Source organism: Streptococcus gallinaceus (assembly GCF_024170225.1).
In the GTDB taxonomy this organism is placed as follows: domain Bacteria; phylum Bacillota; class Bacilli; order Lactobacillales; family Streptococcaceae; genus Streptococcus; species Streptococcus gallinaceus.
Genome location: NZ_JALJXU010000001.1, coordinates 426,748 through 440,925, shown reverse-complemented (window position 1 = coordinate 440,925; position 14,178 = coordinate 426,748). Strand labels below are relative to the sequence as shown.

At 41.5% G+C, this 14,178-nt stretch carries 13 protein-coding genes; all 13 read right to left on the bottom strand.

Annotation, left to right across the window (positions count from 1 at the left end; translation table 11 throughout):
• Positions 1–261 precede the first annotated feature (261 nt).
• Positions 262–2,202, bottom strand: a complete 1,941-nt coding sequence (locus tag J2T50_RS02220; RefSeq protein ID WP_253363203.1) for a PTS fructose transporter subunit IIABC — start codon at positions 2,200–2,202, stop codon at positions 262–264.
• Complete coding sequence (gene pfkB / locus J2T50_RS02215) at positions 2,199–3,110, bottom strand: 1-phosphofructokinase (protein WP_253363201.1); 912 nt, start codon at positions 3,108–3,110, stop codon at positions 2,199–2,201. The genes J2T50_RS02220 and pfkB overlap by 4 nt, the downstream gene beginning before the upstream one ends.
• Positions 3,107–3,901, bottom strand: a complete 795-nt coding sequence (locus J2T50_RS02210; RefSeq protein WP_253363199.1) for a DeoR/GlpR family DNA-binding transcription regulator — start codon at positions 3,899–3,901, stop codon at positions 3,107–3,109. Before J2T50_RS02210 ends, pfkB begins: the two co-directional genes overlap by 4 nt.
• Positions 3,902–4,006: 105 nt before the next feature.
• Positions 4,007–5,068 (bottom strand): pyridoxal phosphate-dependent aminotransferase, encoded by a 1,062-nt coding sequence (locus J2T50_RS02205; protein WP_253363197.1) that lies wholly within the window; start codon positions 5,066–5,068, stop codon positions 4,007–4,009.
• Between the two features lie 67 nt (positions 5,069–5,135).
• Entirely contained in the window at positions 5,136–5,858 is a 723-nt protein-coding gene (gene trmD / locus J2T50_RS02200) for a tRNA (guanosine(37)-N1)-methyltransferase TrmD (protein ID WP_253363195.1), read from the bottom strand.
• Positions 5,848–6,366 carry a ribosome maturation factor RimM gene (gene rimM, locus J2T50_RS02195; RefSeq protein WP_253363193.1) on the bottom strand — a complete coding sequence of 173 codons (519 nt, stop codon included), beginning with the start codon at positions 6,364–6,366 and terminating at the stop codon, positions 5,848–5,850. Before rimM ends, trmD begins: the two co-directional genes overlap by 11 nt.
• A 90-nt stretch (positions 6,367–6,456) precedes the next feature.
• On the bottom strand, positions 6,457–6,699 hold the full coding sequence (locus J2T50_RS02190; protein ID WP_253363191.1) for a KH domain-containing protein: 243 nt from the start codon (positions 6,697–6,699) through the stop codon (positions 6,457–6,459).
• A gap of 24 nt (positions 6,700–6,723) precedes the next feature.
• Positions 6,724–6,996: a 30S ribosomal protein S16 gene (gene rpsP / locus J2T50_RS02185; RefSeq protein WP_253363189.1), complete on the bottom strand. Its 273-nt coding sequence runs from the start codon at positions 6,994–6,996 to the stop codon at positions 6,724–6,726.
• A gap of 218 nt (positions 6,997–7,214) precedes the next feature.
• Positions 7,215–7,979 carry a class I SAM-dependent methyltransferase gene (locus J2T50_RS02180; RefSeq protein WP_253363187.1) on the bottom strand — a complete coding sequence of 255 codons (765 nt, stop codon included), beginning with the start codon at positions 7,977–7,979 and terminating at the stop codon, positions 7,215–7,217.
• Positions 7,980–8,047: 68 nt separating this feature from the next.
• On the bottom strand, positions 8,048–10,981 hold the full coding sequence (locus J2T50_RS02175) for a SpaA isopeptide-forming pilin-related protein (RefSeq protein WP_253363185.1): 2,934 nt from the start codon (positions 10,979–10,981) through the stop codon (positions 8,048–8,050).
• A gap of 382 nt (positions 10,982–11,363) precedes the next feature.
• Positions 11,364–13,196 carry a translation elongation factor 4 gene (gene lepA / locus J2T50_RS02170; protein ID WP_253363183.1) on the bottom strand — a complete coding sequence of 611 codons (1,833 nt, stop codon included), beginning with the start codon at positions 13,194–13,196 and terminating at the stop codon, positions 11,364–11,366.
• Positions 13,197–13,264: 68 nt separating this feature from the next.
• Positions 13,265–13,765 carry a hypothetical protein gene (locus J2T50_RS02165; RefSeq protein ID WP_253363177.1) on the bottom strand — a complete coding sequence of 167 codons (501 nt, stop codon included), beginning with the start codon at positions 13,763–13,765 and terminating at the stop codon, positions 13,265–13,267.
• 27 nt (positions 13,766–13,792) lie between these two features.
• Positions 13,793–14,176 (bottom strand): hypothetical protein, encoded by a 384-nt coding sequence (locus tag J2T50_RS02160; RefSeq protein ID WP_253363175.1) that lies wholly within the window; start codon positions 14,174–14,176, stop codon positions 13,793–13,795.
• Positions 14,177–14,178: the final 2 nt, after the last annotated feature.

Below are 14,178 nucleotides of genomic sequence, written 5' to 3'. Positions count from 1 at the left end.
CATTCTTATCTGATTTAAAATGTGCCGATACATCAACTGAGATGACGCATGTTGAGAAAGTGTACCAAGTCCCGATTTGCAGTTTCATCTGCCTGTACTTGCACCGCTGCTAACGAAGAAAGTAAAATTGTGCTCATTAATAAATTTCTCAGAATATGCTTCTTTTTCATATATTCCTCCATTTTATAAACGTATGTGATAGATAATTATAATTGTTTTCTTAAAAAATAAAAAACCAAGGCCAAAACCTTGGTTTTTAGATTATTTTGCTTTACGAAGGGCGCCAAAGAGAATTCCTGACACAAGTGCTCCAATGAGTACGAAGACAAGATAGAGAACTGGGTTGCTTGTAAGAGCGATAACGAAGATACCACCGTGCGGTGCCATCAGTTTGATACCTGCAAGACCAACAAGGGCACCTGCAAGGGCAGAACCTGCAACGAAACTTGGAATAGCACGCGCTGGGTCAGCAGCTGCAAATGGGATGGCTCCTTCTGTGATAAATGAAAGTCCCATAACAATATTTGTCAAGCCTGAATCACGTTCTTCTTGAGAGAATTTATTTTTGTATAGAAGAGTTGCGATGAAAACTGCAAGCGGTGGAACCATACCACCAGCCATAACGGCTGCCATGACAACCGATCCACCATTTGCGACAGATGCTGCAAGTGTACCTGTACCAAATACATAGGCTGCTTTATTGACTGGACCACCCATGTCAATAGCCATCATACCACCAACAAGGAGACCAAGGAGAACAGCTGAGCTACCTGACAAGCCTGTCAAGAAGTTATTGAGGGCTGTATTGATAGCCGCCATTGGAATATTAACCGCAAACATCAAGAAGCCTGTAACAAGCACTCCGAGAAGTGGCAAGATAAGGATTGACTTAGCTCCTTCCAGTGAACGAGGTACTTTAACATATTTCTTAGTGGCAAGGACAACATAACCAGCCAAGAAACCACCAACTAGAGCACCCAGGAAACCAGATGAAACTCCTGCAAGTCCAAGTGTTTTTTCACCACCTGCTGCGAAGGCAATTTTACCATAGGCCAAACCATTTGACGCAATAGCACCTGCCACAAAACCCGAAACCAAACCTGGTTTTTCAGCGATTGAATAAGCTACATAACCAGCAAATACTGGAAGCATGAAGCCAAAGGCCGCTTGACCTACTTTCATAAACATAGAAGCCAGTTCATGGTAAGAACCCAGATTTCCAAGAGAATTTTGTGGTACACCCATGGCATTATCAATCAAGAAAGCAAGGGCAATAGCAATACCGCCACCAATAACGAACGGCAACATTTGTGACACACCACTCATCAAGTGCTTGTAGAAGGCTTGACCAGCAGTTAGTTTTTCTTCTGAAGCAGCTGCCTGCGCGCCTTCTTTTGCTACATAAATGTCTGCTTGGTCGTTCAAGATGATGTTAATCAATTCTTCAGTTTTCTTGATACCGTCTGCAACTGGACGGTTGACCAATGGTTTACCGTTGAAACGAGGCATATCTACAGCCTTATCTGCTGCGATGATAACACCTTTGGCTTTTGCGATATCGTCTGCTGTCAATTTATTTCCAACACCTGAGGCACCGTTTGTTTCAACCTTGATACCAATACCCATTTCTGCAGCTGTTTTTTTCAAGGCTTCTTCGGCCATGTAAGTGTGGGCAATACCTGTTGTACATGCTGTAACAGCAACGATGAAGTCTTGTCCTGCAACTGGTGCTGCAACCTCTTCTTTTTTATTCGCTTCTGCATCAAAGACAGCGATGACATCTTCTGGTGAAGTTACTCCACGCAATTTAGCTGCAAAGCCATCTTTCAATAAATACTGTGACAATTCAGCAAGAGCTGCCAAGTGAGTATCGTTTGCTCCTTCTGGTGCTGCAATCATAAAGAAGAGGTCTGTTGGCTGACCATCGAGTGACTCATAGTCCACACCAGTAGCTGATCTGGCAAATAAAACAGTCGCTTCTTTCACTGCAGTATTTTTGCTGTGTGGCATGGCAATCCCATCACCAAGACCAGTTGTCATTTGCGCTTCACGGTTCATGATACCTGTTTTGAACACTTCAAAGTCCATTACCACACCTTTGTCAACTAAGTTGCCAATCATTTCGTTGATAGCTGCTTCCTTCGAAGTTGCTTTCAAATCCAACATCATGACTTCTTTTTTCAATAAATCCTGAATTTTCATAGTTTTTCTACCTCTACTTTTTGATATGTTTCGTTAATAAACTCGGCTGTCGCCAAATCATCTGAGAATGTTGTAGCAGTTCCACATGCGACACCCCATTTTAGAGCTTCGACTGGATCACCTGATTTAACATATTCACCTGTGAAGCCTGCGACCATTGAATCACCGGCACCAACTGAGTTTTTAACTGTTCCTTTGATTGGTTTTGCGAAATAAGCCGCCTCTGGTGTGACAAGCAAGGCCCCGTCACCAGCCATTGAAATGATGACATTTTTGGCACCTTTGGCAAGGATTTCACGGGCATATTTTTCGATATCAGCAAGTCCATTCAATTCAACACCAAAGATGTCGGCCAACTCATGATTATTTGGCTTAACCAAGAGTGGTTGGTGTGCTAGGCTGTCTAGAAGCGTTTGACCTTCAAAATCGCACACCACTTCAGCGCCCGCTTTTTTAGCTAGGGGAATCAAGATATTGTAGACTGTATTTCCAAGATTGGCCGGAGCTGAACCTGCAAAAACAACTGTGTCTTCCGGAGTCAATCCAGCAAGAATCGCTTCTAACTCAGCAAGCTGCCCTTCTGTGATGGTCGGACCGGCACCGTTGATTTCCGTTTCTTCACCCGCTTTGATTTTAACATTGATGCGCGTTTCTTCATTTACTGAAACAAAATTCGTCGCAATGCCTTCAGAAACAAGACCTTCTTCAACGAACCGTCCTGTAAATCCACCGATAAATCCAGTCGCTGTATTGTCAATGTCTAGACGTTTCAAGACACGACTCACATTTATTCCCTTACCACCAGCAAACTTATCATCGCTCTCCATACGATTGACGCTTCCCAGCGCCAAACTTTCCAAGCGAACGATAAAGTCAATAGATGGATTTAACGTCACCGTATAAATCATACTTCAATTACCTTCGTTTTCTTCTTAATTTTTTGCAATAATAAACTATCACTTTTGTTTGTAATCAAGGCTGCTTGCTGAACAGGTGCCACTTTGACGAATGATTTTTGGCCAATTTTTGAAGCGTCTAAGAGAATAAAAGCTTCCTTGGCATTGTCCAAAACCGTTCGTTTAATCATAGCTTCCTCGATATCAGGAGTCGTGTACTCACATTCATCCACTGCGTTCATTCCTAAAAATGCCTTATCAAAATTTAATCTTCGAATCTGCTCCACAGCCACCGCTCCGATGGAAGCGTCTGTAGATGCCTTGACCATTCCACCAACAATCATAGTCGGAATCTGCAAATCCACCAACTTGGTTGCGTGATGAATCGAATTGGTTACAACTGTGATATCCTTTGCAGTCAACAAAGGAATGAGCAACTCCGTTGTCGTACCCGCATCCAGGAAAATCACATCCGACTCCTCTATCAAGTCCGCTGCTCGTATTGAAAGGTCTTTCTTGAATTGAACGTTTTTGACAGATTTTTGTTGGATAGATTCTTCCAATCGTAGACCTGCCAAACTTTCTGCACCACCGTGAACTCGCCGAAGCTTCCCTGCCAACTCCAACTCATCTAAATCCCTGCGAATCGTAGATTCTGAGGAGTCCAACAAGAGCATCAACTCTTCCAAACGGATAAAGTTATCTTGACGCAATTTCTCAAGAATGAGCTGTTTACGTTCTGACTTTAGAATGATACCGCCTCCTTGCAATCGTTTACAAATATTATTATACCGATTCTTCACCCAATGTCAATCATTTTCTATCAAAAACTATCACTTTCATCCATTTTCATATATTTACACATTTTTCAAAGAAAAAGAGCGGAATACCGTCCCACTCTCTTATTTTTATTCCTCTACTACTTTTACAATCAACTGCTTCATCTGCTCCATCACTTCCCAATCATCCATACTCATACGAATGTAGTTTGCAAGTACACCTTGGCTATAGTACTTAAAGTTAAAGTCATTTTCCAGGGCATTCTTGTAAATTTTCTCAGCATAGGGTGCTGTAAAAGTGACAAAATTAGTTTGACTAGGGAGCACCTTCATCTGTGGTTGACCCTCCAAAAATTCTACAAAATCCTTACGAATGGCCAGATTGCGCGCTACACTTTCCTTCACTTTTTGCCCATAGGATAGGGCAATTTCTCCAGTTTTGGCTACAATGTTTGGCATGCTGTAAGGTGGCAACACTTTATCCAATTCCTTAGCTAGGACAGGATTCGTAATCGCAAATCCCAAACGCAAACCTGCTAAACCAAAGGCTTTCGACATGGTACGTAAGATGATGAGATTTTCATAATCATTGACCTTCTGCACAAATGACGGCTGGTCTGAAAAATCGATATAAGCCTCATCAATCACGACCAAACCAGCAAATCCAGCCACAATCTTTTCCAATTCTCCATTGTCAAAAGCAACCGATGTAGGATTGTTGGGATTGGACAGAATCAGAACCTTGGCACCAGCTTCTTCTGCAAAAGCCAAGAGCTGGTCAGCTGCTAAATCAGGATAGCTTTGACTCCAATCCAAGGGAAAGGAAGCAATTTTTGAACCATGCAACTCGTTAAAGACCTGATACATGAAGAAGTCGGGTTCCACTGTCAGCAGGACATCCTCTTTTTGTAAAAATGTCGTCACAATCATATGGATCAACTGATCAGACCCGACACCTTGCACCAATTGATTGGTTTCTACTTGTAAGTATTCTGCATATTTTTTCAATAAAGATGCGTACTGATTATCCCCATAACAAGTGATATCCGACACACTCAACTCTTGCCCTACTTTCTCTGGTAAAAAAGACCAGTCAATCAGGTGATTTTCATTGTCTCCCAGGTTGTATTTGGCGATTTTCGCAATCTTATAATTTTCTAGATGGGCTAAATCTTTTCTAAACTGAACCATACTCTACTCCTCTCATTTGTATTATTATACATTTATATTAAAAAAAATACAAGAAGAAAACGCAATCCTAAGACTGCGTTTCATTTTTAATCTTCTCAAAGATCTTTTCTTCTTCTTTTGAAAACTGGTAGGACTCAAGCAAATCTGGGCGTCGTTCCAAGGTTTTGCGCAAGCTTTGTTCCAAACGCCAGATGCGAATATTTTCATGGTGACCGCTCATGAGGACATCTGGTACGGTCATGCCACGGTATTCATAAGGACGTGTGTACTGAGGATACTCCAGCAGCCCAGATGAAAAGCTATCATCTTGATGACTGGCTTCTTTGCCAATCACATCGGGAATTAGACGTACCGTTGCATCTACTATGGTCATGGCTGCCAACTCTCCGCCTGTTAGGACAAAATCACCAAGAGAAATTTCATCCGTCACCAGGGTCTTAATCCGCTCATCATAACCTTCATAATGCCCACAGATGAAAATCAACTCCTCTTCCTGCGCCAACTCTTCTGCATAAGCTTGGTCAAACGTGCGACCAGCAGGATCTAATAGGATAACACGGGGTTGTTTGGCATTGATTTTTTCAATCGTATCAAAAATAGGCTGAGCCCGCAGCAACATTCCTTGGCCACCGCCGTAAGGCTCATCGTCTACATGACGTGCTTTTTCTGCATTTTCCCGGAAATTGTGATACTGGATATCCAATAATCCTTTTTCCTTGGCCTTGCCAACGATGGAGTGTTCTAGCGGGGCAAACATTTCTGGGAAGAGGGTCAGAATATCAATCTTCATCGTCCAATCCTTCCAAAAGCTCCACATCAACACGATTGTTGACCACATCAACATTTAACACAACTGGCGGAATGTAAGGCAGAAGCAAATCGCGTTTTCCTTTACGTGCGACTACCCAAACATCATTGGCACCTGGTTGCAAAATTTCTTTGATCTGACCAATTAACTGATCATTTTCATAGACATCCAAGCCAATAATCTCATGGTAGTAAAACTCGTCCTCTTCCAAGTCAGACAGGTCTTCTTCTGCTACCTTGAGCGAGCACCCCTTGTATTTCTCCACATCATTGATGTGGTATAGCCCCTTGAATTTTACAATGTCAAAGTTTTTTTGCTTGCGGTGACTGACAACTTCCACTGCTAGGACAAAGGCGTCCTTGTCGTTAAAGATGGACAGCTTGCTTCCTTTTTTAAAGCGTTCATCCGCAAAATCTGTCACAGACATGACCCGCAACTCTCCTTGCAAACCTTGCGTATTGACAATTTTTCCAACGTTAAAGTAATTCATAGTGTCTCCAATTTCAAAACATTACACTTATTTTATCATGACAGAGATGATTTCACAAGCAAGAGAAAAAGCCACCCTTGGGTGACCTTTTTACTCTTTTTCGTCAATCACAAGACGGACTTTTTTACCACTTGTAGGGACAGAGTAGACAATAGTTCGAATTGCAGAAATTGTGCGACCTTTGCGTCCGATCACACGACCGATATCAGACTTGTTCAAGTCTAAATGATATTCCAAAAATTCCGGAGTGTCTTCGATTTTAATCGTGAGACTGTCAGGTTGTGAAATCAAGGGTTTCACAATTGCAATAATAAGATTTTCAATCATGTCCATAAGTGTACTCGATTCGTCTATTGATTATTTTGAAAATTTAGCTTCGTGGAATTTCTTCAACACGCCTTCGTTTGAAAGGATGCTACGAACTGTATCAGATGGTTGTGCACCTTTGGCCAACCAGTCAAGAACGCGGTCTTCTTTCAAAGTCACTTTGTTTTCAGCCAAAAGTGGGTTGTAAGTACCAACTGTTTCGATGAAACGACCATCACGTGGTGCACGTGAATCTGCTACGTTAATACGGTAGAAAGGTTTTTTCTTAGAACCCATACGAGTCAAACGGATTTTTACTGCCATTTTTATATCTCTTTTCTGTTTTTAATATTTGGGGTAATAGCAACGCTATTTATACTCAATGAAAATCAAAGGCTTCCAAGGCAACGAACTGTAGACAGTACTTTAGTACGGCAAGGTGAGTTAACGATGGAAAATTTTGCTTTTAGAAGAGTATTACCTTAACTATTATAACACATAGACCGCTCCTGTCAAGAAAAAAACTTGACAGTATTTGATTTTTATTTGCTTGGTGCCAATTCTATCACTCCGTAGTGAAATTTTTGATTTGGTCGAACCATTCTCTCAAAACCCAATTCCTCAAACACTGTATCCCTAAAATGCGCTTTGATAATGATTTTTTCGCGCGCCACTCGTTTGGCTTCTTCCAAGACGGCTGCCGTCAATCGGGTCGGATTGGCCACACTTTCTAGTCCAGCTAAATTATCAGATGCTGCTATCCTTTCTGAAAACATGGGATCAAAATAAAGAACATCAAAGGAATCGCTTGCTTGCAATGAAAGAAAATGCTGATAATCTGCCCGAATTGCTTGAATAGATCGCATGGCCGCATCCAATTTGGCATGACCACTTATATGTGTCTGAAGCCCTTGTGATACCACTAGATAGGGAATCAATTGAGACTCGATCGCAGTCACTTTGTGCCCTGCTACTGCCATCACCAAACTATCGGATGCCAGGCCCATTGTACAGTCCAGTACTTCCTTAGGATTTTCCCCCATTACATCAACTAGAGGGTCGTGAAGAGCCTTGATGCGCAGCATGGCAGTATCTGGGTGAAAGACCAATTCTTGTCCGTTTGCCGCTGTGAAAACAAGCTTCTCTTTGTAGACAATCACCGCCCCATCATAACTTCCAATGAGTTTTCTAACAGAGTCTTTCTTTCGCTCTTTGATATAAAATCCGTACTCTTCCGCCAACTTTTTCGCTAATTGAACTTGCTTTTGATCTGGCCTAAACGACGTGGTTACAATATATTCACTCATAGTGCCATTATAACATAGACCTAAAAAAGACACTAGAAACCTAGTGTCTTCATATGAAATACAACGATTTACTCGTTTACTTTCTTCCAGTAAGAGAAGCCTAGTACAACTAACAGTCCGAAACCAACCATTGTTAAGATGATGGCATTTTCTGAATTAGTACGTGGTAACACCTTTTTCGTAGTGGTCGTATTTGTACCACCGTTTTGTTTAGGTACATCTTCTTTTGGAGTAGGGGTTGGTTTTGGCTCAACCGGTTGAGGCTCTGGTTTCACAGCCTCAGCTTCATCAACGACAGTAAGTTTATTGTCTTCTGTCTTAGATTTTTCAGCGGTAGTCGTATCTTCTTTGACCGTCACGTTGCCATCTTTATCAACTGTGAATGTGATGTCAGTCACTTTCAAGTAGCCGGTTGGGGCAACTTCTTCGTGGAAGACATATTCGCCTGCTTCCAATTTCACAATGTGTGACTTGTCAGCTTCGGATGTCCAACCTTCAACTTTTTGGCCGTCTTTGCGGATCTCAATTTGAGCGCCTGCAATTTCCTTGCCGCCAAGGTTGGTCTTACTGATGACAACATCATGAGTAGTTGGTTTGACAACTTCAGTTTCATCAACGACAGTAAGTTTATTGCCTTCTGTCTTAGATTTTTCAGCGGTAGTCGTATCTTCTTTGACCGTCACGTTGCCATCTTTATCAACTGTGAATGTGATGTCAGTGACTTTCAAGTAGCCGGTTGGGGCAACTTCTTCGTGGAAGACGTACTCACCAGCTTCCAATTTCACAGTGTGTGACTTGTCAGCTTCGGATGTCCAACCTTCAACTTTTTGGCCGTCTTTGCGGATTTCGATTTGAGCGCCTGCAATTTCCTTGCCGCCAAGGTTGGTCTTACTGATGACAACGTCTTTCTTCTCAACCGTATTCTCTTGATTTCGAAGTGTCAAGTTGTATATTGCACCATTATCAGCCCAATTGCTAGGTGTTGCAGATGTTTTAAATGCAGCTTCTCCAACTTCTGTATAGCCTGCTACAGGGGTTTCTTCAATTGTGTAGACAATACGGTTGCCGGTTTCATCGAATGCACGTAGGTTTGAAACAACTGCAGTATTCTCAATTGCATTAGCAGTTGCTTTTGTCAATACAACAGTTGAAACATCTTTCCCTGCCAAGTCTGTTGCTGGTTTGCCATTCGCATATAACTTAACGGTTACTTGCTCTGGAATATCTGTCGTCTTAGCATCTCCTGTTCTATCTGACCATAATTTAAGAAGATTGATTGAAACAGTCTGTGTCTCATCAACAACTGTCAATTTGCTTCCTTCTGTTTTTGATTTTTCGGCAGTGGTTGTGTCAGTTTTAACGGTTACCTTGCCGTCTTTATCAACTGTGAATGTGATATCTGTGACTTTCAAGTAGCCGGTTGGGGCAACTTCTTCGTGGAAGACGTACTCACCTGCTTCGAGTTTCACAGTGTGAGATTTATCAGCTTCGGATGTCCAACCTTCGACTTTTTGGCCGTCTTTGCGAATCTCAATTTGAGCGCCTGCAATTTCCTTGCCACCAAGGTTGGTCTTACTGATGACAACATCGTGTGTAGTTGGTTTTGGAGATGTTGGTTGGTAGGTATTTGTAAAGTTAAATACCAATGAGTTTGCTCCTGAAAGTGCAGATGTTGAAGTAGGGGCTAGGTAATTTGGTGCGGACCAGTCACTGCCATCTGCATTGACTTCCTTAACGAAATATTCAATGGTAGCACCTGTAGCTTGGTCGCGACCTGGGGCATAGATATTTTTCCACACAACTGGGCTAACTTGCCATTTTTGTGGGTTTACTTTAATAGCTGGAACATCCGCAGCTGTCACCTGTGATTCAACGCCGTTTGTTCGTTTGTAAAGAGCGAAATAAACATCCGGTTTTGCTGCTGGAAGATTCTCACCTGCCCATGCTTTGTTTACTTGAATCGTTTGAACATATTCTGGGACAGTAGAATTCTTCGTATTTGTAATGGTAAATGGACTAGTTTCTGTACCATTCCCTTGAGTAGGTGATGTTGTATAACCATCCAGTTTTGTGACTTCTTCAACGGTATAGTCAGATACTTCACCAGACAAGTCATCCCACTGTACAGTTGCTTCACTCCGTCCAGCCGGAGTTTGTACAACTTTAGCATCACCAATAGCTTCACCTGTTTGTTTGTTTTTCAATTGGAAGCTAACTTCTGGTTTATTAGCAACATTATCAGCTTTATCCCAGACTTTTTTAGCAAAAATCGAAATTTTTTTCTTAACAACTGGTACATCTGTTCCAGTATCTTTGTTTACAAAGTTTCCACCAAGAAGATTTTGATAATTCGCTTTCGAACTCCCGTTATTTGGCTTAGAGCCGTCTGTACGATAGACATCTAAAGTAGCATTTACTGGTGGAGTTTCCAAGGCATCACCTTGACCGATCAAAGCCATAAATACAGCCTTTTCTTTAGCTGTAAAGCTAGTGATTGGGGATACATCTGCAGATGGAAAATCCTTATGATCTGTAAAGTACCAGATAGCGTATTGGGTTACACGACGGAAGACACCATTACTTAGACCGTATTTTGCTTGTAGACGAGCTGCGTCATTTCCAAAACCATTATAAATCACTTTTAAAATGGTTGCTTCTAAATCTGCACCTGTCAATGATTCTGATGCTGCTAATTCAGCAAAAGTATTCGCATTTCCTAATTCTTTTTTATATTTAGGATAAGGTGTTGTTCCTTCGTTATTCGGCCATTCAGAATGATAATTAAAACAATACACAACTCGTTCTTCACTTGTTGCGGCATCTCTGACATAAATTGGATTGCTGTAGTCAGCATACTCTGTTGGCTTTACATAGGCTTCATAGCTGTAGTCTCCCGAATCAGCAGCAGAGACTCTCAAGCCGCCTAGTGGCGCAATCTGACCGATAAAGAGCAACAACAAGCTTAACCAAGTGTAAACAGTTTTCGTTGTAACTTTGTTCATTATTTCTCCTTATAATTTTCAATTTCAATATTTCATTCCTGCTGCCGTCCCTCTCTAAATTGCACCAAAAAAGAAATAGACTCTCAAATAAGAATAAAATTCTTATTTCTAAAAATACCTCCTTTTGCATAAAAATTCTATTATTATTTACCAATAATGAATAGAATGAGAAAAATTTACTTTGCTATCACTGAGAGGGCATAACGCTTAGTAAATTTGTACCCAATTATATATACCATTTTAACATATCACCCTGTTTCTTTAAAGAAATAATGTAAAATTTATGGAAATATTTTTAGTAGAACCATCGATAAATATGTATATTAAAACTAGCATTTTTTCAACAAAAAACACCCCTTATTGGGGTGCAGTGCCAACCATCCTATTTTTTATCATCATCGTCCATTGAAAGTACTGACAAGAAGGCTTCTTGTGGGACTTCAACTGAACCGATAGCCTTCATCCGTTTCTTACCAGCTTTTTGTTTTTCAAGGAGTTTACGTTTACGCGAAACGTCACCACCATAACATTTAGCCAATACGTTTTTACGGAGGGCCTTGATGTCAGAACGAGCCACGATTTTTTGACCGATAGCCGCTTGAATCGGCACTTCGAATTGTTGGCGAGGGATGATTTTCTTGAGCTTGTCAACAATCAATTTTCCACGTTCATAGGCAAATTCTTTGTGAACGATAAAGCTGAGAGCATCGACCTTGTCGCCATTGAGGAGGATATCCATCTTCACCAATTGGCTGCGGCGGTATTCTGAAATTTCATAATCAAAACTTGCATAGCCACGTGTAGAAGACTTGAGTTTGTCAAAGAAGTCAAAAACAATCTCTGCCAGTGGGATTTGATAGATGACATTGACACGATTATCATCAATGTAATCCATGGTCACAAAGTCTCCACGCTTGCGCTGTGCCAAGTCCATGACTGCTCCGACATACTCTTGTGGAACCATGATTTGCGCCTTAACATAGGGCTCTTCGATGGATTCTACACGGGTTGGGTCTGGGAATTCAGACGGATTGGCTACTTCAATCATTTCCCCATCAGTCGTGTTGACATGGTAAACTACTGACGGTGCCGTCATGATGAGGTCAATGTTAAACTCACGTTCCAAACGCTCTTGGATCACATCCATGTGAAGTAGTCCCAAGAAGCCGCAACGGAAACCAAAGCCAAGAGCTTGTGAAGTTTCTGGCTCAAATTGAAGACTGGCATCGTTGAGCTGGAGTTTTTCAAGAGCTTCACGCAGGTCGTTGTATTTATTTGACTCAATCGGATAGATACCGGCAAAAACCATTGGATTCATCTGCTTGTAGCCATGGAGAGCTTCTGTTGCAGGATTGCTAGCAAGTGTCACGGTGTCCCCAACACGCGTATCTGCCACTGTCTTGATAGAGGCTGCAATATAGCCGACATCACCCGTTGCCAAAAAGTCTCGACCGACTGCTTTTGGTGTGAAAATCCCCACCTCAGTCACATCAAAGGTCTTACCATTGGACATCATTTGAATTTTGTCGCCCGGTTTAACCATACCATTGACAATGCGGACCTGCAAGATAACGCCGCGATAAGCATCGTAGACAGAGTCGAAAATCAAGGCTTGGAGCGGTGCTTCCACATCACCTGTCGGTGCAGGTACTTTCTCCACAATCTGCTCCAAGATTTCTTCAATCCCGATACCAGCTTTGGCAGAGGTCAGAACAGCTTCTGAAGCATCTAAGCCGATAACGTCTTCGATTTCATGACGGACACATTCTGGATCCGCTGCTGGCAGATCAATTTTATTGATAATTGGCAAGATTTCCAAGTCATTATCCAAGGCCAAGTAAACATTTGCCAGGGTTTGAGCTTCAATTCCTTGTGCCGCATCAACGACCAAAATAGCTCCTTCACAGGCGGCCAAAGAACGAGAAACTTCATAGGTAAAGTCCACGTGTCCAGGCGTGTCAATCAGGTGGAAAATGTAGGTTTCGCCGTCATTAGCCTTGTAATTAAGCTGAACAGCATTGAGCTTGATGGTGATACCACGCTCGCGCTCCAAATCCATAGAGTCCAAGAGCTGAGCCTGCATTTCACGGCTGGAAACTGTCTCGGTCTTCTCCAAAATACGGTCAGCAAGTGTGGATTTTCCGTGGTCAATATGAGCAATAATCGAGAAGTTACGAATCTTCTCCTGTCGTTTTTTCAATTCTTCTAAGTTCATAGTCATTCCTTTTAGGGTATTACTATTTATTATACCAAAAATGCCGAGATTTTGCTCAGCATTTTTTCTTATTCAGCTTCGTTTATGCTCTCTACCTGTTCTTTTTCAATTGGTGTGGCGAGGTAATTGACACAGGCAAGGTACTCTTGCTCAGTTCCCTCGGGGTAAGCTCTTGGAATCTTCTCCAAGTAATATTGAGTTTCATTATCATATCCCAAATAATGCGCCATTTGCAATAAACGACTATAGTAAGCTGTCTGACCTTCCATTGTCACAGGTTGAGGTTGACAATTTTTCATGGTTTTGTAAGTCTCTTCAAAAGAAACATTTGACGCATTTTGCTCAATTATCTCGGATTGCTTGAAAAATTCTGCATCAGTATTCATAACTTTCCTACTTTTTAGCTTATTGCTAAACCAGTCAGTTCCTGCAAGAACCCCTACAAAAAATACTATACCAATCAACTTAGATCCTGTCGTAGCTAAAATAATAACCGTAATAATAAATACTAAGATAATCAATCCCCATGTTCTCACCTGTGAGAAAAAAGAGGCGCTATGATCTTTCATATCCAAACGGTCTGCGTATTGTGCAGGTCAATTCATCTTATACTGAATAGCATTCTGGGCATGCAGAGGTAGTTTTTTCCCAGCCTTGTCACGGAAACGAAGTTTATAAAAAACTCCAGTTTTCATGCGAATTTTGAGGATATTTTGAATAAGTCCGCGTTTTAACTTAAATCCTTGAATTTGACTTTTAGCGATAATCTTTACATCTGACACTTTAGAAGTGTCAAATGTACCCATTTTAATAAGCGCAAAATAGTCTGGATTTTCTACCAAAACAAATATCTCAATACTCCGACCAAATTGCTGGGTCGCAACCAAGTAAGTTTGCCAATCAAATCGAAAAGCGGGATTCTCCACATTTACCTGCTGGACAAGTTGTTCCACATGTTCTTCTCTTAATACGAATGCCATCC